The organism is Sinorhizobium chiapasense (genome assembly GCF_036488675.1).
Classification (GTDB): domain Bacteria; phylum Pseudomonadota; class Alphaproteobacteria; order Rhizobiales; family Rhizobiaceae; genus Sinorhizobium; species Sinorhizobium chiapasense.
In genome coordinates, this window is record NZ_CP133148.1 from 2,502,376 (window position 1) to 2,528,009 (window position 25,634).

The following is a 25,634-nucleotide window of genomic DNA, read 5'->3' on the forward strand; positions in this document are numbered from 1 at the left end:
AAGCCCATGCCCAGAATGGAGGCGCCCGAGTCCGGTGTCACGGTGCGCATGTATCGGCAGGGCCATGGCGACTGCTTTCTTCTGGCGACGCGCAAGATGGACGGCAGCGCCTTTTACATGCTGATCGACTGCGGCCTGTGGACGAACTCCGAGATCAAACCCGAACAGACGATCGACAAGGTGATTGCCGACATCGGCGAAGCGACCGGAAACCGGCTGGACGTCGTGCTGGTGACCCATGAGCACATGGACCATGTCAACGGCTTTGCGGCGAAGGACCCCACGACAAGAAGGCCATGCTTCGACCCGATCGAGATCGGCGAGCTCTGGCTGGCATGGACCGAGGGCGATGATGATGCGTTTGCCAACAGTCTGCGCGAACGCTTCCATGACACGCTGCTCGCCCTGATGGGCGCCGACGAACGGCTCGATCGTGCGGGCTTCGGTATCCATTCGCCGAACCGCACGATGCTGCGCGATCTCCTTTCCTTCGAAACAGGGGAGGATGCCGCCGATGGGCTTCGGGAACGCTTCAGGGAAGTCAAGCGGCGCCACCCGGCGCTCTCGACTCGAAGGCAGGGCGCGCTTGCCATCGAAGGGATCACCAATAAGCGCGCCATCAAATATCTGCGCGAACGGATCGCTGGCGACCCGGTTTTCCTGCGGCCCGACCACGATCCTTACGGATTGCCGGGTGTCGAGGGGGTGCGCGTCTACGCGCTTGGGCCGCCACGAGATGTCGAGCTGCTGCTGTCACTGGAGCCTCAAGGCGAAGAAGAGTTCAGGCTGTCGGCCGATGGCGCGACGCTGAGCCTGCTCGCGGCGACGGTCGACGGCGGCCCGGAGAACGCCAGCCGCAGCTTCGACCCGCGCTTCGGCATTTCGCGCAAGGACGTCGAGCGGAGCCAAGATGCGTTCCTGAAGGCGTTCTTTGCCGACCACTATGGCATCAAGGGCAAGCGCGGTCCCGAGGTCTGGCGGCAGATCGACAACGACTGGCTTGAGAGCGCGGAAACGCTGGCGCTCAGGCTGAACGACGAGGTGAACAACACGAGCCTCGTCATCGCGATCGAACTCCCCGCAACCGGCAAGGTGCTGCTCTTCACCGGCGACGCCCAGCGCGGCAATTGGATCTCCTGGGCGGCGCTCAAATGGACGGTCGATGGCAGGATCATCACGGCGCGCGACATCCTCGGCCGGACGGTGCTTTACAAGGTCGGTCATCACGGCAGCCACAATGCCACGCTCGACGGCAGCGTGGGGGCGGACTATGCCAACCTTTCCTGGCTGGCAAGCAACGCCTTCCAGGACGAATTCGTAGCGATGATCCCGGCCAATACGCCCTGGGCGGCGCACAAGGACAAGCCGTGGGAGCACCCGCTCCGTTTTATCGAGGACAGGCTTTTGCAAAAGGCCCGCGGTCGCGTCTTCCGCGGCGATGTCGACCATATTGCTAAACCCGGTGACATCAGCGCCGCCGAGTGGCAAAAATTCAAGCGGATCGAGACCGACCTCTTCTTTGAATACACCGTCGCCGACAGCCCAGCGTAAGCGTATGCGGGAACCCGGCTGATCGCGAATGCCCCGGCGGCGCGTTACAGGAACCGCACCGCACGGGTGCGCGTTTTCATCCAAACCGTTCCAACAAAATTCAGGGCCGCAATCATGGAAGAGATCCTCCGACGCTTCTTCGCGCGATACGAAACCATGGCTAATCGGGTGCTTGCCGCCGAAATGGATGTCGGCGAGACAACCTTCGCTTTCGCCTCGGAGTTCATCGCCGCCTCGCCGGCAGGCGTGCTTGCCGGCAAGAACGACGACAGCCTGAAGGTCTCGATGGCGAGGGGTTATGCCCGCTATCGCGCGATCGGTACCAAGGAGTTGAAGATCCGCAAGACCACCATCACGCCGATCGACAACCAGCATTTCCTCGTCAGGATCGACTGGCGCTCCACCTACGACATGCAGGACGGGCCGGACGTCAACATCGATTTCGAGGTCCACTATCTGGTCCAGGTGCGCAACGACGAGCCGAAGATCTTCGGCTGGATCAGCGGCGATGAGGAAGCCGTGCTGAAGGAGCACGGCATCGGTTGATTGGCGGCCGCCCGCCTTTTCCCGATGGCGGGCAGCCGGCGCCGGCGAGAGCTATTCAGCGGCCGCTGACCCGGCCAGCCTGCCTTCCCAGATGGGGACGAACTCGCGCATTATGCGCGCATAGGAAGGTCGCATTTGCGCTCGTTCCCAATAGCTCACGAGGTTCGGGCGGTCGGCAAAGGGCGCAACCGTCTGGGCATAGTATAACGGCGGGATCGCTGCGCAGTCCGCCATCGAAAAGTCGCCGCAAATCCATTCCTGCCCGGACAGGCGCTTGTCGAGGTGATCGTAGCTCACCTTGATCGCATTGCGGGCGACGGCGGCGTCCCCCTCATTGACGGGTTTGAAGCCAAACTGCTGGAACAGGAGTTCCCGGACCGGATCGTTCAGGTAGAGATCGGCCATGCGATCCATGAAGCGGACCTGCCGTTGCGCGTCACCGCCGCCGGCCGGAATCAGCCGCGGCGTGTCGGGGGACTTGTCGTCGAGATATTCGATGATGATGCTCGATTCCGGCACCATCCAGTCTTCGCTCGGCTTGAACATCGGGACCTTGCAGAGCGGATAGATGGCCGTGTAGGCCGCACGGCCCTCCGGCGTCATCAGATCGACCAGTTCCGGTTCGTATTCGATTCCCTTTTCATTGAAGGCGATCATCACCTTTTGCGAATAGGTGGAAAGCGGATGGTAGTAGAGTTTCATCTTTCTCTCCTTCGTGATCCGGCACGACGCCCTAGCCCTGCCGCAGGTAGCGGTGCAGATTGGCCATGCAGCCCGCCCAACCCTTGGCATGGTTGTCGCGTGCCTCGGCATTTGCGAATTCGGTGTGGATGAGCGTCAATTCGGTGCGGTCGGCGTCAAGCGCGCGGAAGATGAGGTTGACTTCGGTGACGTCCGGATTGCCTTCCCACTGCCAGCTGAAGCGAAGCCGCTCATTCGGGACGATTTCTCGGTATTCGCCGCCGACGATGTGGCGCTTGCCGCCCGGTTCCTGCATGACGATGCGATAGCGTCCGCCGGGTCTAAGGTCGGCAGCCGCCTCCGGCACCGTCATCTCGCCGGGCGCAAACCATTGCCGGAGCTTGTCAACGTCGCACCAGGCAGCAAACACGCGCGCCAACGGAGCCTGCAACACTTCGGATATCCTTAGTTCCTTCATTTCTCCTCCCCTTCAGCGTCGTCCCTGGCGAGCCATTGGGCCAGGCTATCCAGCCGCCGTTTCCAGAATTGCTGGTAGAAGGCCATCCAGTCCGAGGCATCCTCCAATGCCTGCGGACTGAGCGAACAATAATGCACGCGGCCATCTATCCTTCGCCGCAGCAGGCCCGCCTTTTCCAGCACGACCAGGTGCTTGGAGACCGCCGGCAGCGACATCTCGAAGGGCGCCGCCAATTCCGTAACGGACGCCTCGCCACGGGCGAGCCGGGCCATAAGCCCTCGGCGCGTCCGGTCGGAAAGCGCATGGAAAACCTGATCGAGTTGCCGTTCGGCCTTTTCCTCTGAGCGTGCTTGCATCAAAACATTTAACCAATTAGTTTAATATCTAGGTACGCGCTTGCGACCGCGAAGTCAAGCTGCCTTCCTGCTGTGCCTCGTTGGTTGCGGTACGGTACGGCTTCTCCTCCGATCCTCATTCCTGTGACAAGCACAGGGAAGACGGCGGAAAAGCATCCGCCAAATCCGTTACGCTGCTGTCGTGTACTGTGTTCGGTGAAACAGTGGAGTGATCTAGGGTAGTTCGTCCGGCCTTTCGATCCGCCGCCAGCTGTCGTCGAGCTGGTTGCGGAACCAGGTCATCTGGCGCTTGGCATATTGGCGCGTCGCGGCTGCGCCGGCGGCGATGACCTCCTCCTCGCCGATCTCGCCCTTCAGCATCGCGGCGATCTGCTGAACGCCGATCGCCTTCATCACCGGCATGTCGGGCGAGAGGTCGAGCGCAAGCAGCGCACGCACCTCGTCGACTGCCCCGCGCTCCAGCATGGTCTCGAAGCGCCGGTCGATGCGGCCGTGCAGGAGGGCGCGATCCGGCAATACGACGATTTTTTGTGCCTTGTCGGGAACGACGATCATGGGGCCGCGGCTCTGCTGGAAGAGATGGATCGGCTTGCCGGTCGCCTCGATTACCTCGAGCGCCCGAACGATCCGCTGCCCGTCGCCCGGCTGCAATTGCGCGGCGGTTTGCGGGTCTCGCGCGGCAAGCTCCGCATGGAGCGCCTCCGCCCCCTCCTCCTTCAGCCGCGCGCGCAATGCATCGCGGATCGTCGCCGGTATCTCCGGCATATCGGAAAGCCCGCCCGTCAGCGCCTTGAAATAGAGCCCGGTGCCGCCGACGAAGACCGGCAGCCGCCCCTCCTCGCGCACCTGAATGACCAGGGCCTCCGCCTCGCGCAGCCAGGCGCCGGTAGAATAGGCCGCTCCAGCCGGCACATGGCCATAGAGAAAATGCGCTATCCCGCCCATCTCCGCCTCGTCCGGCCGGGCGGTCAGGATCTTCAGCGTGTCGTAGACCTGCATGCTGTCGGCGTTTATCACCACGCCGCCGTGCCGGCGCGCAAGTTCCACCGCAAGCGCGGACTTGCCGCTGGCGGTCGGCCCGGTTATCAGGATCGCGTCCGTGTCTCTTTCAAGGTTCTTGATCATGGCTCTCGTTGCCACGCTTATCGCCAATCCGTCAAATCCTGTTCTGACGCCTGCGCTGGCGGAAGCGGCGGCGACTGCCGTAAACGCATCCGGGGTCTACTGGCTGGCAGACGGCGTCGCCTGCGACATGGCGCTTACGGACGGCACCGATCCGGACGCCGCCGAGGCGCGGTTGCGCGCCGAGGTGAACGGCTTTCCGATCGATGTCGCGGTGCAGGATGCCGAAAGCCGCCGCAAGAAGTTTCTGATCGCCGACATGGACTCGACCATGATCGGCCAGGAATGCATCGACGAACTTGCCGCCGAAGTGGGCCTCAAGGAAAAGGTTGCGGCGATCACCGCCCGCGCCATGAACGGCGAGATCGCCTTCGAGCCGGCGCTGATCGAGCGCGTGGCACTCTTGAAGGGCCTGCCCGGCAGCGTCATCGACGAGGTGATCGCCAAGCGCATCACGCTGACGCCGGGCGGCAAGGAGCTGATCGCGACCATGAAAGCCAAGGGCCACTACACCGCCCTCGTTTCCGGTGGCTTCACCGTCTTCACCGGCCCGATTGCCGCAAAACTCGGCTTTGACGAGAACCGCGCCAACGTGCTGATCGAGAAGGATGGCACGCTCACCGGCGAGGTCGTCCATCCGATCCTCGGCAAGCAGGCCAAGGTCGACGCGCTCATCGACATCTCCGGCAAGCTCGGCATTTCGACTGCCGAGGTGATTGCCGTCGGCGACGGCGCCAACGACCTCGGCATGCTGCAGCTTGCCGGTAGCGGCGTCGCGCTTCATGCGAAGCCCGTGGTCGCCGAACAGGCGAAAATCCGCATCGACCACGGCGACCTCACGGCCCTCCTATACCTCCAGGGCTACCGCAAGACGGATTTCGTGGCGTGATCATCCGCGAGACCGACAGGCTGCGCATTCGCGGCTGGAAGGAAAGCGATCGCGACCTCTTTGCCGAGATCAACAGCGATCCGAAGGTCATGGAATTCTTCCCCTTCCGCCGCAACCGTGCGGAATCCGGTGCGCTGTTCGATCGCATCGGCCGCGGCATAAGCGAGACCGGCTTCGGTTTCTTTGCACTGGCATTGCGCGACAACGACATGCCGATCGGCTTCTGTGGCCTGGCGCTCACCGATCTGGAGCCGCATCTGCCGGACGGCACGATCGAGATCGGCTGGCGTCTCGCCCTGCCCTTCTGGGGCAATGGGTATGTCACCGAGGCGGCGACAGCACTCCTCGACTACGGCTTCACCGAACGACGCCTCGGCGAAGTCGTCTCCTTCGCCGCGCCCGCGAACACCCGCTCCACCGCCGTGATGAAACGGCTTGGCATGCGGCCGGACCCGAACCGCGACTTCGACCATCCTCGCGTGCCCGACGCGCATGCGTATCTGAAGCGCCACGTGCTTTACGCGATCACGGCGGATGAGTGGACGCGCGGCATTCCGGGGCGGGACTAGATACCTGCTCGAGATCCCCCCCTCGGTCAAACGCCATTCCCCGCATCGCCCTTCCGAGCCCGACCGGGATAACAGCGCTCGATCCACGCGACGAAACGTCTGGCGGATTCGGAGAGCGCATCGAACCGCCGCGCAACCAACCAGAAGGCACCATACGGAATGGAAATATCAAAGGCCTGGACGAGACGCCCCTCGCGCAGGTCATCGCGCACATGAGCGCGATCCATGAGCGCGACGCCGTGACCGCGGAGCGCCGCTTGTAGCACAAGCGCCCCATCGGCGAATATGGCGCCGCGCTCGACCCGCACTTCGCCTGCCCCGGCAGCAGCGAACCATTGCTCCCAGAGCGCCCTGGTGTCCTCGTGCAGAAGGCCGTACCGCGAGAGATCCAGCGGCTCGCGCAGCGGCCGAGGCCCGAGTGACGGTGCCATCACCGCGATCATCTCGACATCGGCAAGATGCCTGGCCTCGACACGAGGCCATGAGGTGACCCTCGCGCTGTGCCGAATAGCAACCTCGACGTCGTGGCCGCGAAATTCGGCGAGCCGGGGATCGGCGTCGATGACGAGGTCGATTTCGGGGTTTTCCGCCTGAAACTCAGCGAGATGCGGCACGAGCCAGCAACCGGCCAAGGAGGGCTCGGCGCTGACCGTCAGCGTTCCGGCCCGCTTCGCGCCGCAGAGCGCATCGAGGCTTTCGCCGATCCGGTCGAACGAATGAGTGAGTACCGTCAACAGCGCCTCGCCATCGGCGGTCAGGCTGACGCTGCGATGATGCCGCTCGAACAGCGGCTTGCCGATCAGGGCTTCGAGGTCGCGGATCTGACGGCTGATCGCCGCCTGCGAAACAAAAAGCTCCGTCGCAGCCTCGGTGAAGCTGCCGAGCCGTCCGGCCGCCTCGAAGCTTCGCAATGCCGTCAAGGGCAGTCGGCCGCGCTTCATGCATAACCTCAAGTCATTCGAGGCGGACTGTAAACTCGTTTGAGGAGGGGCGGCAAGTGCGGTGAAATTCTCGGAGTGAAAGGTGCCAGATGTTTTTTCGCCCATCTCCATGCGGTTCTTGGAGTGCCAACAAGTGAGGGCAGGATCATGCGCGAGATCCTCGAAGCCATTCTCGCAACCGTCCGCCTGCTAACCTTTCAGCCTACGGCACAGCCGACGCGGCGACGCTCTCTTTCGCGATGAACGAAAGTTGCTAGAACGTGCTGGGTGAATGCTAGGACTCGGGTGCTTTCCATGCTGCATTCTGCAGGCTTTGATTTCCAGCTTACGGTGAAAAGCTCGGCTGAGCCGCCAATTGTTCTTCTTCATGGCAGCAGTGGAAGAGAGACAGACTGGACGGATTTTGCCGAGTGTGTTGCTGCAAGTTCCACCTGTTTCGCCGTCCGCGGCCCCATCGCCTCGGAGCATGGGTTCACGTTCTTTAAGCGCAACCCGGATCGGAGTCTGAACATTGAGGAGCTAGCGCATCGAGCAGCAAACCTGAGCGCCTTCATAGAAGCAATATCGAGAGAGTACGATTTGGCTCGGGCGCCGGTCATCGCAGGCTATTCGAGCGGAGCTGTCATCGCTGCCGCCGTTGTATGCGGTCAACGCGCCCTTACGTCAGGCGCAATTCTGCTGAGACCGCAGTCACCAGATCCACAAACGCCTTTTCCAGAGCTAAAAGGGTATCCCGTACTGATCCTCGCGGGGGCGGATGACGACCGCCGCGATCACTCCGATGCGCCGGTTATTGCGGAACAATTCCATACGGCTGGGGCGGATCTGACCTATCGCTTGCTGGATGCAGGGCATGGCTGGGAGCAAACCGGACTGGACCGATCACTTTCAGCGCAATGGTTCCAAAACCAGTTTCGATCGCGCAGCAATCCATGAATATCAGCGGCGATCGCGCTTGATTGATCAGGATAAGCCAATCGCGATGCCGAGTACCTTACTCCATCTGCACGGTGACGAAACGCAATTCGCCGGTCTTGTTGGCGATCATCAGAAGCGCGTTGCGGCGGCCGTCGTTCTTCAGTTCCTCGACCCGCGCGGAAACGTCGTCCGGCGTTGCCATTGCCTCCTGGCCGATCTCGACGATCACGTCGCCGGCCGCGACCCGACGCTCGGCCGCGGCTGAATTCGGCTGGACCTCGGTGACCACCACGCCTTCGACGCCCTCGGCAATGCCGAAGCTCTTGCGGCGATCGGCATCGAGCACCGCGAGCTTCATGCCGAGTACGACGTCGCTCGCCGGCAGTTGGGCGGCCGGCGGCTCGTTCGGCTTGGCGCCCTCGCCGTTCTCGTTTACAGGCGCATTTGCAAGTTGCTCGCCATCCTCCAGCCGGCCGAGCGTGACGCGAACCGTCTGTTCCTTGCCGTCGCGAATGATGACCACGTCGACCGCCTTGCCGACGGGGCTCTCGCCGACCACGCGCATCAGGTCGCGGATCTCCGCAACATCCGACCCATCGAAACGGATGATGATATCGCCTGCCTTGATCTCGCCCTTGGCGATCGGCCCGCCTTCGATGATGCCGGAGACCAGCGCACCATGCGGCCTCTCCATCTTCAGGCTTTCGGCGATATCGTCGGTGACCGGCTGAATGCGGACGCCGAGCCAGCCGCGCCGGGTCTCGCCAAATTCCTTGAGCTGGTTGACGACGTTCATTGCCAGTTCCGTCGGCACGGCAAAGCCGATGCCGACCGACATGCCGGTCTGAGAAAGGATCGCGGTATTGATGCCGATCACCTCGCCCTGCATGTTGAACAGCGGACCGCCCGAATTGCCGCGGTTGATCGCCGCGTCGGTCTGGATGAAGCTGTCATACGGGCCGGCATTGATGTTGCGCCCGCGCGCCGAGACGACGCCGACCGAAACGGACACGCCGAGGCCGAACGGATTGCCGACCACCATCACCCAGTCGCCGATACGGATCTTGCGCGAGTCGCCGAATGAAACGGCCTTGAGCGGCTTCTTCGGCTCGACCTTCAGCAGCGCCAGATCGGTCTTAGTGTCCGTGCCAACCAGCTTCGCCTTCAGCGTGGACCCGTCCGAGAAGTTGATCTCGATGTCGTCTGCGTCCTGGATGACATGGTTGTTGGTGACGATGAAGCCGGCCGGGTCGATAATGAAACCGGAGCCGAGTGAATTGACCGTTCGCGGCCGGTTACTCTCGCCGCCTTGCCCCTTGAAGAACTCGTCGAAGAATTCCTGATGCGGCGACCCTTCCGGCACCTGCGGCATGGGTGCGTCGTCATCATCGCTCTTGACGTTCTGGGAAATGGAAATGTTGACCACCGCATCGAGCAGTCCCTCGGCAAGGTCGGCAACGGATGGCGGTCCGGCCGCCGGTCGTGACGTTGCCGTCTCGGCGAGCGCCGTGTTGTTTAGAAGCAGTGCCGTCGCGGCCGCAAGCACCAGGCCGCGGAAGATTTTTGGTCGTGTCGACAAGTCGCTAGGCTCCTATTATTCCTCTTGGACCACGCCGGTCATGGATTGTCGCAATTCATGGATTGTCGCAATCCGGGATCGCCCCGTGATCGATTCCCTTCGACTGCACGATACGCCGCTGCCGCGGGTCCGCACACAAGCGATCTTCCCTTGAAGATACGGCGGAATTCCGCAGCGTCCAAACACGATTTCCTGATCCGCTCCACGAGGCAGCGGGCCGGCATCTCGGGCCAGCGCCACCTTCACGCGCTCAGCCGGTGATCTCGTGCCCGTGATCCTTCAGCGCCTGCACCGCCTTTTCAAGGTCGGAGCCGGCGACGAAGACATAGTCGGTACTGAAGGTCGAATTGGCGAACACGCCGACGCCGGCTGTCGAAAGTGGCCGCAGCACCGAGGACAGGACGCCCGGCACGTCGAAGCTGAAATGCTGCTCGATGCGGAAGCAGCGCCATCCAAGCGAGCTCTGCACGCTCGACGGCACGCGGGCGGCGCGACAGACCAGCGTCATTTCCTCGCGAGAGCTGGACACCGTCCAGAAACCCGGCCCCGGCAGCCACTCCGGTGTAGCGGACCCGACATTCAGACGGGTAATGGCATATTCGGCATCGACCAGCCGGATCAGCAGTTTATGTGGCATTTCGCATTATCCTCGAACCAACCATACAAGTCCGACGCCAGCCGCCACCGAAACGAGTCCGGCCAGTCGGAGCTGATGTTCCGGGACATACGGCAAACGCTTCGCCAATTCCACCAAAACCAAAGGGGCCAGTGCGTACACCAGCCCCTCGATGATCAGGAAGAAACCAAACCCAATCAGAAAATCGGACATTGTCCGCTCAATCTGCGGTGGCAGGCGCCGCCGGCGCGGCCGGGGGCGATGGAGGCGCCGCACCGTCCGCACTGTTGAAATAACGGAAGAATTCCGAATGCGGCGACAGCACCACGGTTGTGTCCGGATTGCCGATGGATTGCGTATAGGCCGTCATCGAGCGGTAGAATTCGAAGAAGCCGGGGTCGCGCGAGAAGGCGTCGGCAAAGACCCTCGTCCGCTCGGCTTCGCCCTCGCCTCGCAGGATTTCCGAATCACGCTGCGCCTCCGCGACGATCTCGACGACCTGGCGGTCGGCGATCGCGCGACGGCGCTGCCCTTCTTCGTTGCCGCGGGCACGGATCAGCTCGGCTTCGGCCAGACGTTCCGCCTTCATCCTCTCGAAGGTCTGCTGCGAGACCTCCTGCGTGAGGTCTGTCCGGCGGATGCGCACATCCTCGATTCTAAGCCCCAACGATTCCGCGTCAGCCTTGAGGTCCGTCCTCACCTCGCGCATCATCGATGCGCGCTCATCCGAAAGGGCCGCCTCGAAGCCCCTCAGGCCGTAGACACGGCGCAGCGACGCGTCGAGACGGGTCCGGAGCCGTGCCTCGGCCGACTCCCGGTCGCCCGAAACGGTCTCGCGGAAACGGCGGGCGTCAGCGATCCTGTAGACCACGAACGCGTCCACCTCGTAGAACTTGCCGCCGGAGACCTGTACGCGGATGTTGTCGAGATCGAAGCGAAGCGCCTGGTCCTCGACAAACTGCACGCGATCGGCGTCCATGAAGGCGAAGGGAAGCTTGAAATAAAGGCCCGGCTCGCTCTTGACGGCGCGGATCTCGCCGAAGCGCACGACGATCGCCTGCTGGCGCTCATTGACCACGAACACCGATGAATAGACGATGAAGAGCACGGCCGCGAGGACGATCAGGATGATTGAACTGCGATTGTTTATCATTGTGTACCTCCCGACTGCGCGGGCCTGCCGACTTGATTGAGCGGCAGATAGGGCAGCACGCCCTGACCGTTCTGTTCGTCGAGAATGACCTTGTTCGACTTGCCGAGGACATCCTGCATCGTTTCCAGATAAAGCCGCCTGCGGGTAATCTCCGGGGCCTCGGAATATGCGCCATGGACCGAGATGAAGCGCCGCGCCTCACCCTGGGCCTCCTTGACGACGCGGTCCTTATAGGCGGCCGCCTCTTCGCGGATTTGTGCCCCCTGGCCGCGCGCCTTGCCGAGCACCTGGTTGGCGTACTGGTTGGCTTCCTCGACGAAGCGGTCCTCGTCCTGTTCGGCGCGTTGCACCTCATCGAAGGCGTCGGCGACTTCACGCGGAGGCGCGGCATCCTCGATTGCGACCGTATTCACAGAAACGCCGGCACCGTAACTGTCCATCGTCGCCTGGATGGTGTTCTTCACGTCGGCGGCGATTGCCTGGCGGTTGTCGCGGAAGATGTCCTGCGCCGGGCGCCGGCCAACGACCTCGCGCATGGCGCTTTCGGCCACCTGCTGCAGCGTGTCGGACGGGTTCTCGACGTTGAAGAGATAGGCCTTCGGGTCGGTTACCGAGAACAGCACCGAGAACTGCACGTTGACGATGTTCTGGTCGCCCGACAGCATCAGCCCGGCACTGGACTGGCCGGCGGAGCGTCCGCCGATATTCTGCTGCTGCTCCGTGACCTTGACGAACTCGACCGTTTCGAGGGGCCAGAAGTGGTAATGCAGGCCCGGCATCGAAATTTCTTCCTTCGGCCTGCCGAAGCGCATCTCGACGCCGCGTTCGTCCGGCTGGACCGTGTAGATCGAGTTGAGCAGGATGAAGCCGACGATCAAAAGACCGACGATGACGAAGACGCCGCCGTTGAAGCCCCCCGGAACCACATTCTTCAACTGGTCCTGACCCCGCCGGATGATCTCCTCGAGATCTGGCGGGCCGCCTCTCCCGCCTCGCGGCCGATTGGGCCCCTGGCCCCACGGCCCTTGATTGCCGCCGCCGCCCCATGGGCCGCCGCCGCCATTCTGATTGCTCCAGGGCATCAAAACCTCTCTTCAAGAAAACTCTCTCGCCGACCACTCGCTGGCACGAGCAAGCGGTCGCGATGTGAAACCGTTATAGGTATCACATGCATTGCTTTCAACGCGATACGGCCGACTTCACCGTAAATGGGTTAAAATAGTTGAGAGTCTCGCTACACGAACAGGTGAGCGCCACATGCGCGTGGAAAACCGCTTCGCATTTTCCTGATCCCGGCTTCTATACCTGAAACGGGATGCGGACGGAAAACCGCTGGCACTTTTCCTCATTCCGCTGTCTCCCGCCGGCGCCAGGTCACGAAATGCATCGCATGGCTGTCCTTCTCGCCGCGCGGCAGCTCCTCCTCGAACACCCGCTCGAAGATAGCCGGATCGATCGCCGGAAAGCGCGTGTCGCCATCGACCTCGGCCTGCACCTCCGTGACGTGCAGCACGTCCGCGACGCCGATCGACTGGCGATAGATCTCCCCGCCGCCGATGACACAGATCTCATCTGCGCCGACCGCCGCCGCATGTCGGCGCGCCAGTTCGAGTGCCGCCTCCAGCGAGGGAACGACCTCGGCCCCTTGCGCCTCGAAATCGCGGTTGCGGCTGATGACGATGTTCGCTCGCCCAGGCAGCGGGCGCCCGAGCGAGGCCCAGGTCTTCCGCCCCATTACGACCGGCTTGCCGATCGTCAGCGCCTTGAAGCGCTTGAGATCGGTCGAGAGCCGCCATGGCAGGTCGCCCTCGCGTCCGATCACCCCGTTGGTCGCGACCGCGACGACGATAACGATCTTCGGTTCAGCGCTCGTTTCAGTCTTTGGTTCAGTCATGGAAACCACTCGGCTTGCTGTCGATCTCGCGCGCTCGCTGCAGGGCGGCCCGGTCGGTCACGACGCGAATGTAGCGGTCGATCACCTCGCTTTCCGGCAGTATCTTGCGCATCCATTGAAGTGCGCTCGCCAGCAGGAGATCGGCGGCGCTCATGGTCTCGCCGAGCAGATAGGTCTGGCGGCTCAATACGCTGATCACGTGGGCGCACATTTCACTGTAGAGTCTTGCGAGCGCCGGATTGTTGACGGTCACGCCGGAAATATGGGCAAGCGCCGTCGGCTCGATGACGCCGGCATAGTAGGCGAGCCAGGAAAGATAGGCGCCACGCTCGGGATGGCCCGGCGGTCGGCCGAGACTGCAGTTCGGATAGAGATCGGTCAGATATTGCACGACGGCGGCCGACTCCCAGATCACCGCTCCGTTGTGCAGAAGTGCCGGCACCTGCTTGTGCGGATGTGGATTATTCTCGTCCGGCCCGCCCGAGCCATCCCAGCGGCGAATGTTGACATAGCGGATCTCGTATTCGGCGTCGATTTCCTCGAGCAGCCAAATAATGCGCGATGAGCGCGACAGCGGCGCATGGATGAGCGTCAGCATCGAACCCTCCCTGTTGCGCCGGTTCGCGGCGCTTTTCCGGGAGCGCCGCCCCCGCGCCCGGAGGAACGCGGGAGGAAGCTTCCGGTTTTCGTTTCAGAACATACTGGCCGCTTCAGGCAGTCACCTGGAGCCGGGCACCCGCACCGACCGGACGCGACCGCAAGGCATCATACCGCTCGCCCTAGACGGCGACCGGCGCCTTGATATGTGAATCCGCTTCGTAGCCAACGAGCGTAAAGTCCTCGAATTTAAAGGAAAATATGTCCTTCACGCCCGGATTGATGCGCATTTCCGGCAGCCGCTTCGGCGTTCGCGTCAATTGCAGCCGCGCCTGTTCGAAGTGGTTGTGATAGATGTGCGCGTCACCAAGCGTGTGGACGAAATCGCCGAGCTTCAGTCCCGTCACCTGCGCAACCATCAAAGTCAGCAGCGCATAGGAGGCGATGTTGAATGGCACGCCGAGGAAGATGTCGGCCGAGCGCTGGTAAAGCTGGCAGGAGAGCTTGTCGTCCGCCACGTAGAATTGGAACAGGCAATGGCAGGGCGGCAGCGCCATCTCGTCGACCAGCGCCGGATTCCAGGCCGAAACGATGTGCCGGCGAGAGGTCGGATTGGTCTTCAAGCCTTCGACAAGTGCTGCGATCTGGTCGACGTGGCCACCCCCGGCCGTCGGCCAGGAGCGCCACTGGTAGCCGTAGACCGGCCCGAGTTCACCCTTCTCGTCCGCCCACTCGTCCCAGATGCTGACGCCGTGCTCCTTGAGATAGGCGATATTCGTCTCTCCCTTGAGGAACCACAGGAGCTCATGGATGATCGAACGCAGGTGCAGCTTCTTCGTGGTCAGGACCGGGAAGCCTTGCGACAGGTCGAAGCGCATCTGGTAGCCGAAGACCGAACGCGTGCCGGTGCCGGTCCGGTCGCCGCGGTCGGTTCCGGTTGTCATCACGTGCTCGAGGAGATCGAGATATTGCCGCATGCTTGCTCGCCGACGATTCGTTGCTTCATCCAAAAATAGGACGAACCCTTCGGCGAACCAATGGCCCGGGCGCGTTTTCCGCAATTTGATGCCTGCGGTAGCCTCGTGCTGCTCTATGCGACCGCTGTCAGGGAACGCAGCAGACCTTCGCAGCGCTCTCGAACAAGACGCGTTTGCCTGTTTCAACCCGCGTTCTCGTTTCACCCGGGCCATATCCATCCGCTAATCCGACGGACTCGCGAATGTTCCGAAATTGTTGCCGGCGCGGATTTCTCGGCCAGCGACGAAACAAACTTGGCCGAGTGGGGTTAGGCCCTTGAGATTGATAGAACGTTCGACCTGCAAGAGAGGTGTGACCATGAGTGCGACCGGCCTCGATGTCTTCGACAAGACCCTGCAAACCACCAATATCTGGCTCGGCGAGATCATGGAGCATCACGGACCGGACCGGAAAGTGGCGTGGCACATATTGAATGTGGTGCTGAGGGCGCTGCGCGACAGGCTTCCTCCCGAGGTGGCCGCTCATCTCGGCGCGGAGCTGCCGCTACTCGTGCGGGGCGCCTACTACGACCAATACCGTCCCAACCATCGACCCGAAAAGGCGATGCGGTCGCTTGATGAATTTCTTGACTGCGTCGCGGACGGGATGAAACCCGGCCGCCCGGTCAATCCCGCGGAAGCCACGAAATCGGTATTCCAGGTTCTCGCGCGGCATATCGACCTTGGCCAGTCGGCGAAGGTGCGCGATACGTTACCGAAGGAAATCCGTGCTCTCTGGCCGGACAGCGTCGGCACCAAGGAGCAGGCGTAGCGCCGGACGGCCGCTGGCGTTAACTTGATCGCCCCGGATGAGTGAAATCGGTATGTTCGTGATCCTGGATTGCTCGGCCAGGATCACGAAAAAGCGTAGCATCCTTGCGCGCCTAATAGGACGCGCGGCGCTGTAGGATCAGAGCGTCTGGAGTTTGCCGAGGTTCTTGGCCACCAGATAGTAGAATGTCACACGTGACTTGGAGCGGTCGTCCGCCATCGCCTTGGCCGTGGCAGCGATTGCCGCATCGGCGTCCGCGCCGCCGACGCCGAGCTTCTTCTCGCACCACTTTTCCTTGACGCGCTCGAGCTCCTTCGGGTCCGAGGCCGAGACAAGGGCGGAATCCTTGTTGCGAAGAGCGATGCCGAGATGGCGCACGATCTTGTTGACAACTGCTTCGTCGGCGCCGCTATCGTATTTCTGCACGTCTGCGAGATAATCGGTCATGATGCCTCCAGTTTGCACTTGCTCTCAAGCTGCCGCCCTTTCGCGAGCTGCGTGCAGCAGCCGGAGTTTTTCACGCTGCTCGGGTATGTCAAGGCGTTTCCGTGCCCGGCGCATGAGGGATAATATATCCGTCACATTTCCCTCGATCGCCTCTTTTCATGGCCGGCGTAAAGACCTATATCAAGCGTGCCGTCTTCGGGCGGCTATGGCAATAAACGGGCGATGCAATAAACCCATTGGACCCGGGGGCGGTACCCGGCGCCTCCACCAAAAACCGGCCTGGAAATCGGACCGGCTTTTGATGGGGGCGAAATAGGATCGACAAGGGCGTAAAGATCGACTTTTTGCTCGGCATTGTACCACCGTTATCGGGCTAAACTTATAGTTGCAAACGACAACTATGCTGAAGCACGTCTCGCTGCCTAACGGCGGTGCGGCACTTCAAATCAAGCCCTTCCGGGTAGCACCGTAAGGCGGGGTCCGAAGGCACCTGGCAACAGAAGCCTTCACCTTCTCCCCTGTCGCGAAATGGTCTATAGATGCTTGATAATTGACTCGTCACAAGCGGACGGGGCAAAGGAGTGTCCGTGCGGCGCTGCACGCCGGCTTTGGTGCGCAAGATCGCAGCGGCGCTTTGACATGCAGCAGTTGAGTTCGAAGGAAGACGGGGATCATATGGGCCAGGACCACATACGCTACGACATTCTGGCGCAGGACGCGCTTCGCGGCGTCATTCGCAAGGTGCTGGCCGAAGTCGCAGCCACGGGTCATTTGCCCGGCGACCACCACTTCTTCATCACGTTTCTGACGGGCGCCCCAGGCGTGCGCATCTCGCAGCACCTGAAGGCGAAATATCCCGAGCAGATGACGATCGTCGTGCAGCATCAGTTCTGGGACCTGAAGGTCAGCGAAGCCGCTTTCGAGATCGGCCTCTCCTTCTCGGACACGCCAGAGAAACTGGTGATCCCCTTCAACGCCGTCCGCGGCTTCTACGACCCGTCGGTTAATTTCGAGCTCGAGTTCGACGTTGCCGCCAGCGAGGAAGAAGAGGAATCTGCGGAGATCACCGCTTATCCGGTCAGCGAAGACGGCAACGAACCTGCCGAGAAGAGCCCGGAAAAATCGGGCGAACCGAAAAATGGCGGTGGCTCGGTCGTCTCGCTCGACTCCTTCCGCAAGAAGAACTGAAAGATACGGAGGCGGCGATGGCCGGCGATGTCGTCAACCTGCGCCAGTTCCGCAAGAAGCAGGCCCGCACGGAAAAAGAGAAGCAGGCCGAGCAGAACCGTATCGCCTTCGGCCGCACCAAGACGGAAAAGTCGCTTACCCGCGCGCTGAACGAGAAAGCTTCGAAGACACTTGACCAGGGCCGACTGGAGACGCCGGCGACAACGCGCTCGGCGGACGGCACCCCGGGCGAGAAGGCGTGACAAGCCGCGCCGCCCACAATCCCGAAAAACGATTCTGCCGCAAAGACTTGAGCCGGGTTCCGGAATCGGAATGCCAACGCCTTGAATCGGTTTGTGAGCGATGACGATCGTCAAGCATTCCGCCACCCTCCACGGCCATCGAACGAGTATTACCCTCGAAGAACCGTTCTGGCAGGAACTGAAATCGATCGCGCAGAGCCGCGGCATGCCGCTCGCTCGGCTGATCGCGGAAGTCGATGACGGGCGCAGCCCCGACGGCAATCTCTCCTCGGCGCTTCGCGTTTATGTACTCGCCTGGGTAAAATCGCGCACCGACGCGACAGAAACGCCCTGAGGCCGCATCTGCAGCGCCGTGCGTCAGACGCACAAAGGTCGCTGTAGCACTTTGAATTGCTGCATGTTTTTATCCTTAAATCGGATCCGATTTGAGGAAACATGCAGTGGGCCGTGCCTCTCCGGCGCAACGATCACAGTAGCGCCTGAACCCCCTTGATTTTGTCGTGAACCGGGCCTCGGAAATCAGCGCCCTGCCAGCCGCGATGCCTGATCGTCGACTCCCGTGTCGACCGGATGCGCGTCGAGCTCCGCAAAACCGCTGCGCAATCGCTCGGCCATGGCGCGTATGCTGCCCGGCATGTGCGAGTGCTCCATCATGCAGACGCAGTTCCGCCCCGCCCTCTTGGCAAGATAAAGCTGGTCGTCGGCAATCTTGAAAATGTCCTCGTAGACGGCCGGATAGGTGAAGAGGGCAGTCCCGATGCTGACGGTGACCGCATGCGCACAGCCGGCTTCCCGCCCGCTATCCTCGGCGACCCCGAGGCGGATGCGCTCAGCCAGTGCGCCGATCGCGACCACATCGGTCGAACGCACGAAAGCGCCGAACTCTTCACCACCGAGCCGCCCAACCACGCCCGCTTCGCCCACCGCATCGCGCAGTACCGCCGCAATGCCGACGAGCGCGGCATCTCCGGCAAGGTGCCCATGGCAATCATTGATCTTCTTGAAATGATCGGCATCGAGGATCAAGAGCGCCGATGTGGGCGGAAAGGGCGTGAGGTCCTGTTTCGCGAAGAAATCGATGACATCGGCGGTGAAGGCGCCCCGGTTCAGACAGCCCGTCAACCCGTCATAGCGGCTCGCCTGGACAAGGAGCCGGTTGGCCAGTGCGAGTTGCTGCATCTTGACCCCGATGAAGGCAAAGAGCGGCACGGCGAGAAGCACGGGGATATAGAAGGCGAGGCTGAGCGTGGTGGCCATGACCTCCGCGCCGAAGTGGGCCGTGCAGCGGTAGGTGATGAGCATCGCGATCGCCGTGCAGCCGACGGTGCCACCGAGGGTACAGTTCACGATCCAGATGACTGCGCGGCGATCTAGCCCCGGCTCAAGCGGTTTCATCTCGCAACCCCAATTATAGGCACATTGTGCCTGAGGGGATGCTAATACGGCTTCAAATGGACCACTAAAATTCTAGGGTTTTTGACGGTTTCGGCACCGGGAGGAAAAAACCGCTTCGCACTTTTCCTCGTCCCAGCTTGCTTGTTTGACCCGGGATGCGGGCGGAAAACCGCTTCGCACTTTTCCTCGTCCCAGCTTGCTTGTTTGACGCGGGATGCGGGCGGAAAACCGCTTCGCACTTTTCCTCGTCCCGCTTATTGCACCGTGATGTCTGGCAGCATGTCGAAGTTCAGCGGGGGGCCGGCGTTTTCGCCGGCTGCGTTGCCGCCGGACGATGGCTGCTGGTTGCCGCGCTGGACGTTTTGCGGCGGCGGAGGCGGCGCTACGGTGCTGCGCGGCGGAAGTTGCCGCAGGCGCAGGCGCAGTTCCTCGGCCGCGCGCCGTTCGGCCGCCGCGCGCGCCTCCGTCTCGGCCTTCATCCGCGCCGCCTCCGCGGCCGCGGCCTGGCGGTGGCGTTCCTCGGCGATCGCCCTTAGGCGTGCAACCTCGCGTTCGGCCGCGCGCGCCTTGTAAAGCGCCACTTCGCGGCGAAGCCGCTGCTTCTCAAGCACATTCGACTGCAACGTTTCCACGCGCCGCCGCTCGCGCTCGAAGGCCCTGAGCGACAGGAAATTCGAAAGGTCGGTGACGTCCATCGAAACACCCGGTGCGTCCAGGAGCCCATCAAAGCCGAAGCGCACGCGCGGTTCGGCGCCGGCGAGCGCCTCTTCGCCCGGCCGGAATGCCAGGTCGATCACGCCGTTCATGCGTTGTTCCGCAAGGTCGAATGCCGCTTCGCCGGTGAACGCGGCGTTGCCGTCGCCCGCCGTGACGTTCTGCGCCCTGGCCCTGCCGCCGGCGACGCTGAAAGGCACCTTGATGGCACCGACGACCGATTGACCGGTAAAGAGCACTTGCTCTGCCGCCTTGCGGACCGCGTCGGGCGAAATCTCGGTCTTCATGGCATCGGCGGCGGCCATCAGCGGCGCCAACGCCGCCGTGTTTATACCGTTGAGCGTCACGCCGTTGAACGTCGCCGTCCCTGACCCGCTCGCCGAATGTGCCATCGCTCGGGGGGTCGCACCCGAAGCCTCCATCGCAACGGCCAGATCGAACCGGCCCGTCGCTACCGGACCGCTTTCGCGTACCCATCCGGCGGCGGCAAGATCGCCGCCCTTGAGGTCGAAGCGCGAGCGCAGGAAGCCCGAGCCATTGGCGTTGCCGACTTGCAGCCGCCCCTCGAGCTTGCCCCCGAGCCATTCGCCGGTGGCGTCGCTCAGCGCAAGCTCGTCGCCCTTCCATTCGAGCTTCCCGGCAAAGCCGGCGACCGGACCGTAGATGCCGGGCCAGAAGCGCTTCGCCGTGACGTTCAACGCCACGTCGAGCCCGGTCCAGGCCGGCTGCGCGACCGGCCCCATCGACAATCCGCCGATTGACGCGTCCTCGAATTGCCCGAGGATGCCCTCGCCGAGCCAAGCGAGATCGAGCGTGTCCAGCGCAAGCTCGCCGACCGCCTTGCCGGCGGTCTTGCGGTCGATCGCCAGCGCGCCGGAAAAGACATTCTGATCGACCTTGCCTTCGATCGCCGAGAGGGCGATTCTTTCCGCATCGGTCGTGATGTCGGTCGACAACGTTACCGGCAGCCCGCTGCCCATCTGCGGCAGTCCGATTCCCTGGAGAAGCAGGAATGGCTCCAGATCTTCCGTCTGCAGCGTTAGCTTCGCCTGCCCTTCGAGATAGTGGTCACGGGCAAGATCGAAGTCCCCCTTGGCGGCCAGCGACGTTTTCTCGGTGGTGAAGGTCAGCGTGCCGTTCGCCTTCGAACCCTCGGTGCTCTGCAGCTTGACCGCCAGGATACCGTTGGCATCCGCATCGAACGGCAGGGGATCGAAGCCCGCCTGCCCGACAAGGACGACCGTCTGCGGGTTTTCGAGTGTCGCCTCCAGCAGCATTCCCTTGCCGGTGAGCGCCTGGGCGACATCGGGAGCCTGGTAGCTTGCGGCGATCTTGCTGCCGTTGGCGGTGCCGATCACACCGAAGGTGACCGGCGCACTGCCCTCGTTGCTACCGGCCGTCAACGTCACGTCCAAAGCGGCGTCGGAATAATAGGGGCCGGCCCTGATGAGCCGTTGCAGGGCCGGATGGGCGACCGTGTGTCGGCCGACCATTTCCAGGAAGGGCGTCAGGTCCTTGGCGGCGAGCTTCATCTTGGCCGAAAGCACCGGCTGGTCGAGGCCGCCGCTCATCCGGCCGGAAAACGCAAGCTGGGCGCCGGATAGCGAGCCGATCGCTACCCGTTCCGCCTGCAACTGCCCGTTCTTGAGCGTCAGGACTGCCTGCACATCACGCGCCTCCTCACCGAAGGCGGAAAATGCCTCGGCGGAGAGATCGGCGGCGATCGCATGCTGCAGCAGCGTCCCGGTCGAGGCATCGCCGGCGACGAGACCAGCCAATGCCTGCAGCGCCTCCAAGTCGATACGGTTGCCCTTGAGCTGCAGCGACAGGCTCGGCTGCTGCTCCGCGAAGGACTGGCGTTCGATACGGCCCCGAAGAGTCGCAGGCCCGGCCGCCACCTCAAGGCTATCGAACTGCTGCAGCGTGTCCGTCAGGTTGACGGTCGCGGCAAAACCGGCCGTCTTCAGCTTGCGGATCGCCGGGTCCACGGACCCCGCCAGCCAGTTCGCCAATCCTGAAGGCTGGTTGGAGGCGACCAGGATGTCGCCGCGGAAGGCGCGCTGTTCCTTGAGGTTCAGTCGCCCGCTGGCCTCCATTTGCGTCCGGCCGGGCAGCAGCGCCACGGCATTCTCGACGATCCAGCCGGCGCCATCCGGCCTGACGTCAAGCCGCACGTCCCGAACCGTCGTGTCGCCGATCACAATCGCGGGCAGCTTCAGGCTGGCGCGGCCCGGCACCTGCGGGATAGGAATGTCGGCGGCGATTGCCAGCATCGCCTCGATCCGCTGGCGCAGCGAAATTGCGGGGTCGCGACCGGTCTTGCCACTGCGGCCGGAATTGCCGATGCGGCTGACGTCGATCTGCTGGCCATCGGCAATCAGCAGGAATTTCTGGTCCTTGCCGGTGTCGAGCGTCGCCTCGCCGGTGACGACATAGGGATCGTCCGGCGGGCCAGCCTCGAAGCGGTATTCCGGGACACGGATGCTCTCGTTGGTGAGCTGGAAATCGCCGTTGATGCGCAGGGCACCACTTTGCTTGGCCTCGTCCGCGGGCCGGTTTTCGGTCAGCGTGAAACGGCCGGCATAAACCGGCTTGAAGTCGACGACCTTGAGATCGCCGTCGAGCTCGACACCGAACGGCCGCTTGTCCGGCGTCAGCCGCGCCCTGAGGCTCAGCGCCCCTTCCTCGTTCACCTGGTTGCTGGAAAAGGCGAAGCTGCCGGCTTCGCCGTCGAGTGCCGCGCGGCCCTCGACCTTCCATGGGCCGGCAAGAGAGCGCGCCGCCAGATCGGCGGAAAGGTCGCTGACGCGGCGGGTCCGCCCCGTCTGCTCGTCCACGAACTCGATCTCACCGTCGACGATCTCAACCTTTTCGAGAACGACCGTACTTGCCGGGATCGACGCGCGGGTCCCACGCGCCCAATCCAGCGTACCGTCCGGCAGGAGGCGGATCCTCGCCTTCGGTCGATCGAGCCGCATGTCGAAGATCAGCGCTTCGCCGCTCAGGAACGGTGCAAGCTCGGCACTCATCGAGAATTGCGCGACCTGGATGATCGGCTGGTCGCCCTCGGTGGGACCGACGCGCACGTCGTTGAGGGTTACCGTCGGGAACGGGAGGATGCGGGCATCGACACTGCCGTGAACGACCACCGGCTTGCCCATGATGCGGCTTGCCTCGCGCTCGAAATCGTTGCGGAAGTTGGTCCAGTCGATGAACAATGGCGCGATCAACGCCGCAAAAAGAGCGACGACAAGCAAACCGCTGATGGTAACCAGAATTCGCGCCAGCACCGTGTCACATTCCCGTCTGTCTCATTCGCGCCCCTACTCGCATCCTTGGGCCGCCGATCCCCGCAGTGTCAGACAAAAATCTTGCCCGGGTTGAAAATATTGTCCGGATCCAGCGCGCGCTTGATCTGTCGCATCAGATCCAGCGCGTCGCCGAGTTCCGCCTCGAGAAACGGCATCTTGCCCTGCCCGATTCCATGTTCTCCCGTACAGGTACCGTCCATCGACAGAGCCCGCGCGTTCAGCCGCTCGACGAAGGCTTCCGCCCGCGCCACATCGGCTGGATCCTTGTCGTCGAAAAGCAGCCCGACGTGAAAGTTGCCGTCGCCCGCATGGCCGACGATCGGGGCGACCAGCCCGTGTGCCGCGCTATCCTCCTGCGTCGCCGCGACGCAATCGGCAAGCCGCGAGATCGGCACGCAGACATCTGTCGAAAGGATCGCGGCGCCGGGCACCAGCCCCTTCTGTGCCCAGTAGGCATTGTGCCGCGCCTTCCAGAGTCGCGAGCGCTCTTCCGGATTGGTCGTCCAGATAAAACCAGTAGACCCCAATTCCGACGCTATTTCGGCGAACTGGCGCGATTGCAGCTCCACGCTCTCGGCGCTGCCATGAAACTCGACGAAAAGCGTCGGAGTCTCCGCATAGCCGAGGTTCGAATAGGCGTTGCACGCCTTCATCTGCAGCGCGTCGAGCAGTTCGATGCGCGCCACCGGAATGCCCGACTGGATCGTCAGGATCACCGCGTTGCAGGCATCCGCAGTGGTCGGGAACGGGCAGACGCCGCCGGAGATCACCTCCGGTATGCCCTGCAGGCGCAGCGTGATCGACGTGACGATGCCGAGCGTGCCTTCCGCGCCAACAAAGAGCCGCGTCAGGTCGTAGCCGGCCGAAGACTTGCGCGCCCGGTGGCCGGTCGAAATCTCGCGACCGCCGGCAACGACCGCCGTCACAGCCAGCACGTTCTCCTTCATCGTGCCGTATCGCACCGCGTTGGTGCCGGAGGCGCGTGTCGAGGCCATGCCGCCGATCGAGGCGTTCGCCCCGGGATCGATCGGGAAGAAAAGACCGGTATCGCGCAGATAGGTGTTCAGCTCCTCGCGGGTGACGCCAGGTTCGACCGTGCAATCGAGATCCTCGGCATTGACGGCGAGAACCCGGTTCATGCGCATCATGTCGACCGATATGCCGCCGTTCGGCGCGTTGACGTGCCCTTCCAGCGACGATCCGGTGCCGAAGGCGATCAGCGGCACGCGGTGTGCGCCGGCGATCTTGACGATCTCGCGCACTTCGGCGCTGTTCTCGGGAAAAACCACGGCATCGGGCAATTGCGCCGGTATATAGGTCGTCGTGTGCGTGTGCTGGGCGCGGACCGTCTCGCCGACCTGGAAGCGCTCGCCGAATCGGGTGGCAAGAAGTTCCTTCGCCGCAACGATACCGCTGTCGTTTCTCGTTCCCGCCTTGATTGCCTTCAACGCCACGAAACGCCCTTTCCCTGCAGCACCTCGCGTCCCGGCCAGTCGCGCAAGGTCACTGTAACATTCTGAATTGCCGCCCGATTTTATTCCCAATTCGACACCGAATTAAGGAATTCCACGGCGGCTGCCTCCACCCGGCGCGCAAGCTAGTGGGTTGCCATGACCTCCAGTCTCAGGCGCACACGCGTCTTTCCGTGATGCCACGTCGGGACGAGACGTCCGGGGCCAGATCGGAAGCGCTGACATTTCAGGGCGCTACTGTGCAAATCGGAATCAATTTGTCCAGAAGTTCACGCAGGTTCAAAGCTTCGCAACGCACAAAATCACAGACGGTGATACTCGCTTGTCACAAGTGCGCCGTTGGGCGGCCACCTCTTCTGGCGGTCGACAGCCGTGCTCCTCCTCGTTTGGCGGCAAGCAAAGCTATGATACATCTACAGCGCCGCGCGTCTGATCAGACGCGCAAAGGACGCTGTAGCACTTTGAATTGCTGCATGTATCCTTAAATCGGCGACGATTTAAGGATACAGTACCGTACCGCCATCCATCGCCCGCTCTCAGGGAGAAGGTCGAATGTTTGGATTGCTCGCCCTGGTCACGGCGTCCGTCTTCTTCGGCGCCGCCATCTATATCAACGTGGCCGAGCAACCGGCACGGCTCGGCCTCGATTATCGCTCGGCGCTTGCCGAGTGGGGGCCAGCCTACCGGCGCGGCTTCGAGATGCAGGCTTCCCTCGCCATCGTTTCAGGGCTCCTCGGCGCCGCGGCATGGTGGCAGACCGGCAATCCGCTCTGGGGTCTCGGGGCCGCGGTCATCATCCTGAACTGGCCCTACACCCTGCTCGTCGTCATGCCCGTCAATCGCCGCCTGGAGGCGACCCGCCCGGAAGAGGCAAGCGATCAGACCCGCGCGCTGCTAACCCGCTGGGGCAAGGTCCATGCCGGCCGAAGCGCGCTCGGCGCGATTGCGGCGGCGATTTACCTGCTCGCCGCGCTACGCGGGTTCTAGCCGTCATCACACTGTCGCAAACAGCAGGCCTCGTATACGCCGAACGCGAAGGGCGGGAAGTACGTTACGTCGCCGACATGACTGGCTTCGGCGGCCTCCTCGCCTATCTCATGGAGGACTGCTGCAACGGCAATCACGAACTTTGCCGCTCGCCATCCGGGCTGTCACCTGCAATTGCTTAGGAGGATCAATCGTGAGCG

The 25,634-nt window shown here is 62.8% G+C and carries 27 protein-coding genes, 1 other RNA gene and 1 pseudogene; 12 read left to right on the forward strand and 17 right to left on the reverse strand.

Going from position 1 to position 25,634, the window contains the following annotated elements:
• The first annotated feature begins 6 nt into the window (after window positions 1-6).
• Both RB548_RS12180 and RB548_RS12185 read left to right on the forward strand, forming a co-directional pair.
• Window positions 7-1,551, forward strand: a complete 1,545-nt coding sequence (locus RB548_RS12180; RefSeq protein ID WP_331371568.1) for an MBL fold metallo-hydrolase — start codon at window positions 7-9, stop codon at window positions 1,549-1,551.
• A gap of 114 nt (window positions 1,552-1,665) precedes the next feature.
• Window positions 1,666-2,097, forward strand: a complete 432-nt coding sequence (locus RB548_RS12185) for a nuclear transport factor 2 family protein (protein ID WP_331371569.1) — start codon at window positions 1,666-1,668, stop codon at window positions 2,095-2,097.
• Between the two features lie 51 nt (window positions 2,098-2,148).
• Here RB548_RS12185 and RB548_RS12190 read toward each other — a convergent pair whose 3' ends face one another.
• The 4 genes from RB548_RS12190 to miaA all read right to left on the reverse strand — a co-directional run bounded on the left by RB548_RS12190 (window position 2,149) and on the right by miaA (window position 4,737).
• The gene (locus tag RB548_RS12190; RefSeq protein ID WP_331371570.1) at window positions 2,149-2,799 is read right to left on the reverse strand and encodes a glutathione S-transferase family protein; all 651 of its coding nucleotides are present in this window, start codon (window positions 2,797-2,799) and stop codon (window positions 2,149-2,151) included.
• A 31-nt stretch (window positions 2,800-2,830) separates the two neighbouring features.
• Entirely contained in the window at window positions 2,831-3,256 is a 426-nt protein-coding gene (locus RB548_RS12195; protein ID WP_331371571.1) for an SRPBCC family protein, read from the reverse strand.
• Window positions 3,253-3,612 carry an ArsR/SmtB family transcription factor gene (locus RB548_RS12200; protein WP_331371572.1) on the reverse strand — a complete coding sequence of 120 codons (360 nt, stop codon included), beginning with the start codon at window positions 3,610-3,612 and terminating at the stop codon, window positions 3,253-3,255. The genes RB548_RS12195 and RB548_RS12200 overlap by 4 nt, the downstream gene beginning before the upstream one ends.
• A gap of 213 nt (window positions 3,613-3,825) precedes the next feature.
• Window positions 3,826-4,737, reverse strand: a complete 912-nt coding sequence (gene miaA, locus RB548_RS12205; RefSeq protein WP_331371573.1) for a tRNA (adenosine(37)-N6)-dimethylallyltransferase MiaA — start codon at window positions 4,735-4,737, stop codon at window positions 3,826-3,828.
• Between miaA and serB the strand changes: the two genes are divergently transcribed.
• Both serB and RB548_RS12215 read left to right on the forward strand, forming a co-directional pair.
• Window positions 4,736-5,623: a phosphoserine phosphatase SerB gene (gene serB, locus RB548_RS12210; protein ID WP_331371574.1), complete on the forward strand. Its 888-nt coding sequence runs from the start codon at window positions 4,736-4,738 to the stop codon at window positions 5,621-5,623. The two genes, miaA and serB, sit on opposite strands and share 2 nt — an antisense overlap.
• Complete coding sequence (locus tag RB548_RS12215) at window positions 5,620-6,192, forward strand: GNAT family N-acetyltransferase (protein ID WP_331371575.1); 573 nt, start codon at window positions 5,620-5,622, stop codon at window positions 6,190-6,192. The genes serB and RB548_RS12215 overlap by 4 nt, the downstream gene beginning before the upstream one ends.
• Before the next feature lie 26 nt (window positions 6,193-6,218).
• Here the strand turns inward: RB548_RS12215 and RB548_RS12220 are convergent, their stop codons facing one another.
• Complete coding sequence (locus tag RB548_RS12220; RefSeq protein WP_331371576.1) at window positions 6,219-7,133, reverse strand: LysR substrate-binding domain-containing protein; 915 nt, start codon at window positions 7,131-7,133, stop codon at window positions 6,219-6,221.
• A 294-nt stretch (window positions 7,134-7,427) separates the two neighbouring features.
• Between RB548_RS12220 and RB548_RS12225 the strand changes: the two genes are divergently transcribed.
• The gene (locus RB548_RS12225; RefSeq protein ID WP_331371577.1) at window positions 7,428-8,069 is read left to right on the forward strand and encodes an alpha/beta hydrolase; all 642 of its coding nucleotides are present in this window, start codon (window positions 7,428-7,430) and stop codon (window positions 8,067-8,069) included.
• Window positions 8,070-8,127: 58 nt separating this feature from the next.
• On the opposite strand, the gene RB548_RS12230 is transcribed toward RB548_RS12225, so the two are convergent.
• From RB548_RS12230 to RB548_RS12265, 8 genes are all read right to left on the reverse strand, one after another.
• Complete coding sequence (locus RB548_RS12230) at window positions 8,128-9,630, reverse strand: Do family serine endopeptidase (RefSeq protein ID WP_331371578.1); 1,503 nt, start codon at window positions 9,628-9,630, stop codon at window positions 8,128-8,130.
• Between the two features lie 250 nt (window positions 9,631-9,880).
• Window positions 9,881-10,267, reverse strand: a complete 387-nt coding sequence (locus RB548_RS12235) for an ACT domain-containing protein (protein WP_331371579.1) — start codon at window positions 10,265-10,267, stop codon at window positions 9,881-9,883.
• Window positions 10,268-10,273: 6 nt separating this feature from the next.
• Window positions 10,274-10,459, reverse strand: coding sequence for a DUF2065 domain-containing protein (locus RB548_RS12240; RefSeq protein ID WP_173509813.1), 186 nt, complete (start codon window positions 10,457-10,459; stop codon window positions 10,274-10,276).
• Between the two features lie 7 nt (window positions 10,460-10,466).
• Entirely contained in the window at window positions 10,467-11,399 is a 933-nt protein-coding gene (gene hflC / locus RB548_RS12245; protein WP_331371580.1) for a protease modulator HflC, read from the reverse strand.
• Window positions 11,396-12,481: an FtsH protease activity modulator HflK gene (hflK, locus tag RB548_RS12250; RefSeq protein WP_331371581.1), complete on the reverse strand. Its 1,086-nt coding sequence runs from the start codon at window positions 12,479-12,481 to the stop codon at window positions 11,396-11,398. Before hflK ends, hflC begins: the two co-directional genes overlap by 4 nt.
• Before the next feature lie 263 nt (window positions 12,482-12,744).
• On the reverse strand, window positions 12,745-13,293 hold the full coding sequence (locus RB548_RS12255; RefSeq protein WP_331371582.1) for a dihydrofolate reductase: 549 nt from the start codon (window positions 13,291-13,293) through the stop codon (window positions 12,745-12,747).
• Window positions 13,286-13,891, reverse strand: coding sequence for a glutathione S-transferase (locus tag RB548_RS12260; protein WP_331371583.1), 606 nt, complete (start codon window positions 13,889-13,891; stop codon window positions 13,286-13,288). The genes RB548_RS12255 and RB548_RS12260 overlap by 8 nt, the downstream gene beginning before the upstream one ends.
• A 181-nt stretch (window positions 13,892-14,072) precedes the next feature.
• Window positions 14,073-14,867, reverse strand: coding sequence for a thymidylate synthase (locus RB548_RS12265; RefSeq protein WP_331371584.1), 795 nt, complete (start codon window positions 14,865-14,867; stop codon window positions 14,073-14,075).
• Between the two features lie 358 nt (window positions 14,868-15,225).
• On the opposite strand from RB548_RS12265, the gene RB548_RS12270 reads away from it, so the two are divergent.
• Window positions 15,226-15,678: a DUF2267 domain-containing protein gene (locus RB548_RS12270; protein WP_331371585.1), complete on the forward strand. Its 453-nt coding sequence runs from the start codon at window positions 15,226-15,228 to the stop codon at window positions 15,676-15,678.
• Between the two features lie 138 nt (window positions 15,679-15,816).
• Here RB548_RS12270 and RB548_RS12275 read toward each other — a convergent pair whose 3' ends face one another.
• Window positions 15,817-16,125 carry a DUF2853 family protein gene (locus tag RB548_RS12275; protein WP_331371586.1) on the reverse strand — a complete coding sequence of 103 codons (309 nt, stop codon included), beginning with the start codon at window positions 16,123-16,125 and terminating at the stop codon, window positions 15,817-15,819.
• A gap of 149 nt (window positions 16,126-16,274) precedes the next feature.
• Between RB548_RS12275 and ssrA the strand changes: the two genes are divergently transcribed.
• The 4 genes from ssrA to RB548_RS12295 all read left to right on the forward strand — a co-directional run bounded on the left by ssrA (window position 16,275) and on the right by RB548_RS12295 (window position 17,889).
• Window positions 16,275-16,636: a transfer-messenger RNA gene (ssrA, locus tag RB548_RS12280) on the forward strand.
• Window positions 16,637-16,800: 164 nt separating this feature from the next.
• The gene (locus RB548_RS12285) at window positions 16,801-17,313 is read left to right on the forward strand and encodes an SspB family protein (RefSeq protein WP_331374952.1); all 513 of its coding nucleotides are present in this window, start codon (window positions 16,801-16,803) and stop codon (window positions 17,311-17,313) included.
• Window positions 17,314-17,330: 17 nt separating this feature from the next.
• Window positions 17,331-17,555 carry a DUF4169 family protein gene (locus RB548_RS12290; RefSeq protein WP_331371587.1) on the forward strand — a complete coding sequence of 75 codons (225 nt, stop codon included), beginning with the start codon at window positions 17,331-17,333 and terminating at the stop codon, window positions 17,553-17,555.
• Window positions 17,556-17,655: 100 nt separating this feature from the next.
• Window positions 17,656-17,889, forward strand: a complete 234-nt coding sequence (locus RB548_RS12295; protein WP_331371588.1) for a ribbon-helix-helix domain-containing protein — start codon at window positions 17,656-17,658, stop codon at window positions 17,887-17,889.
• A gap of 185 nt (window positions 17,890-18,074) precedes the next feature.
• Here the strand turns inward: RB548_RS12295 and RB548_RS12300 are convergent, their stop codons facing one another.
• From RB548_RS12300 to RB548_RS12310, 3 genes are all read right to left on the reverse strand, one after another.
• The gene (locus RB548_RS12300) at window positions 18,075-18,950 is read right to left on the reverse strand and encodes a GGDEF domain-containing protein (RefSeq protein WP_331371589.1); all 876 of its coding nucleotides are present in this window, start codon (window positions 18,948-18,950) and stop codon (window positions 18,075-18,077) included.
• Between the two features lie 254 nt (window positions 18,951-19,204).
• Window positions 19,205-22,954, reverse strand: coding sequence for an AsmA family protein (locus RB548_RS12305; protein WP_331371590.1), 3,750 nt, complete (start codon window positions 22,952-22,954; stop codon window positions 19,205-19,207).
• A gap of 68 nt (window positions 22,955-23,022) precedes the next feature.
• On the reverse strand, window positions 23,023-24,429 hold the full coding sequence (locus RB548_RS12310) for an FAD-binding oxidoreductase (protein WP_331371591.1): 1,407 nt from the start codon (window positions 24,427-24,429) through the stop codon (window positions 23,023-23,025).
• Between the two features lie 570 nt (window positions 24,430-24,999).
• On the opposite strand from RB548_RS12310, the gene RB548_RS12315 reads away from it, so the two are divergent.
• Both RB548_RS12315 and RB548_RS12320 read left to right on the forward strand, forming a co-directional pair.
• Window positions 25,000-25,434 (forward strand): DUF1772 domain-containing protein, encoded by a 435-nt coding sequence (locus RB548_RS12315; RefSeq protein WP_331371592.1) that lies wholly within the window; start codon window positions 25,000-25,002, stop codon window positions 25,432-25,434.
• A 23-nt stretch (window positions 25,435-25,457) separates the two neighbouring features.
• Window positions 25,458-25,612 (forward strand): annotated as a pseudogene (locus tag RB548_RS12320) (transcriptional regulator); the annotation flags it as partial.
• Window positions 25,613-25,634 lie beyond the last annotated feature (22 nt).

What these genes read in the sequence shown, in the direction of transcription:
- RB548_RS12180 (WP_331371568.1), top strand. Translation starts at nt 7, where the DNA reads ATGCCCAGAATGGAGGCGCCCGAGTCCGGTGTCACGGTGCGCATGTAT.
- RB548_RS12185 (WP_331371569.1), top strand. Translation starts at nt 1,666, where the DNA reads ATGGAAGAGATCCTCCGACGCTTCTTCGCGCGATACGAAACCATGGCT.
- RB548_RS12190 (WP_331371570.1), bottom strand. Translation starts at nt 2,799, where the DNA reads ATGAAACTCTACTACCATCCGCTTTCCACCTATTCGCAAAAGGTGATG.
- RB548_RS12195 (WP_331371571.1), bottom strand. Translation starts at nt 3,256, where the DNA reads ATGAAGGAACTAAGGATATCCGAAGTGTTGCAGGCTCCGTTGGCGCGC.
- RB548_RS12200 (WP_331371572.1), bottom strand. Translation starts at nt 3,612, where the DNA reads ATGCAAGCACGCTCAGAGGAAAAGGCCGAACGGCAACTCGATCAGGTT.
- serB (WP_331371574.1), top strand. Translation starts at nt 4,736, where the DNA reads ATGGCTCTCGTTGCCACGCTTATCGCCAATCCGTCAAATCCTGTTCTG.
- miaA (WP_331371573.1), bottom strand. Translation starts at nt 4,737, where the DNA reads ATGATCAAGAACCTTGAAAGAGACACGGACGCGATCCTGATAACCGGG.
- RB548_RS12220 (WP_331371576.1), bottom strand. Translation starts at nt 7,133, where the DNA reads ATGAAGCGCGGCCGACTGCCCTTGACGGCATTGCGAAGCTTCGAGGCG.
- RB548_RS12225 (WP_331371577.1), top strand. Translation starts at nt 7,428, where the DNA reads ATGCTGCATTCTGCAGGCTTTGATTTCCAGCTTACGGTGAAAAGCTCG.
- RB548_RS12235 (WP_331371579.1), bottom strand. Translation starts at nt 10,267, where the DNA reads ATGCCACATAAACTGCTGATCCGGCTGGTCGATGCCGAATATGCCATT.
- RB548_RS12240 (WP_173509813.1), bottom strand. Translation starts at nt 10,459, where the DNA reads ATGTCCGATTTTCTGATTGGGTTTGGTTTCTTCCTGATCATCGAGGGG.
- hflC (WP_331371580.1), bottom strand. Translation starts at nt 11,399, where the DNA reads ATGATAAACAATCGCAGTTCAATCATCCTGATCGTCCTCGCGGCCGTG.
- hflK (WP_331371581.1), bottom strand. Translation starts at nt 12,481, where the DNA reads ATGCCCTGGAGCAATCAGAATGGCGGCGGCGGCCCATGGGGCGGCGGC.
- RB548_RS12255 (WP_331371582.1), bottom strand. Translation starts at nt 13,293, where the DNA reads ATGACTGAACCAAAGACTGAAACGAGCGCTGAACCGAAGATCGTTATC.
- RB548_RS12260 (WP_331371583.1), bottom strand. Translation starts at nt 13,891, where the DNA reads ATGCTGACGCTCATCCATGCGCCGCTGTCGCGCTCATCGCGCATTATT.
- RB548_RS12265 (WP_331371584.1), bottom strand. Translation starts at nt 14,867, where the DNA reads ATGCGGCAATATCTCGATCTCCTCGAGCACGTGATGACAACCGGAACC.
- RB548_RS12270 (WP_331371585.1), top strand. Translation starts at nt 15,226, where the DNA reads ATGAGTGCGACCGGCCTCGATGTCTTCGACAAGACCCTGCAAACCACC.
- RB548_RS12275 (WP_331371586.1), bottom strand. Translation starts at nt 16,125, where the DNA reads ATGACCGATTATCTCGCAGACGTGCAGAAATACGATAGCGGCGCCGAC.
- RB548_RS12285 (WP_331374952.1), top strand. Translation starts at nt 16,801, where the DNA reads ATGGGCCAGGACCACATACGCTACGACATTCTGGCGCAGGACGCGCTT.
- RB548_RS12290 (WP_331371587.1), top strand. Translation starts at nt 17,331, where the DNA reads ATGGCCGGCGATGTCGTCAACCTGCGCCAGTTCCGCAAGAAGCAGGCC.
- RB548_RS12295 (WP_331371588.1), top strand. Translation starts at nt 17,656, where the DNA reads ATGACGATCGTCAAGCATTCCGCCACCCTCCACGGCCATCGAACGAGT.
- RB548_RS12300 (WP_331371589.1), bottom strand. Translation starts at nt 18,950, where the DNA reads ATGAAACCGCTTGAGCCGGGGCTAGATCGCCGCGCAGTCATCTGGATC.
- RB548_RS12315 (WP_331371592.1), top strand. Translation starts at nt 25,000, where the DNA reads ATGTTTGGATTGCTCGCCCTGGTCACGGCGTCCGTCTTCTTCGGCGCC.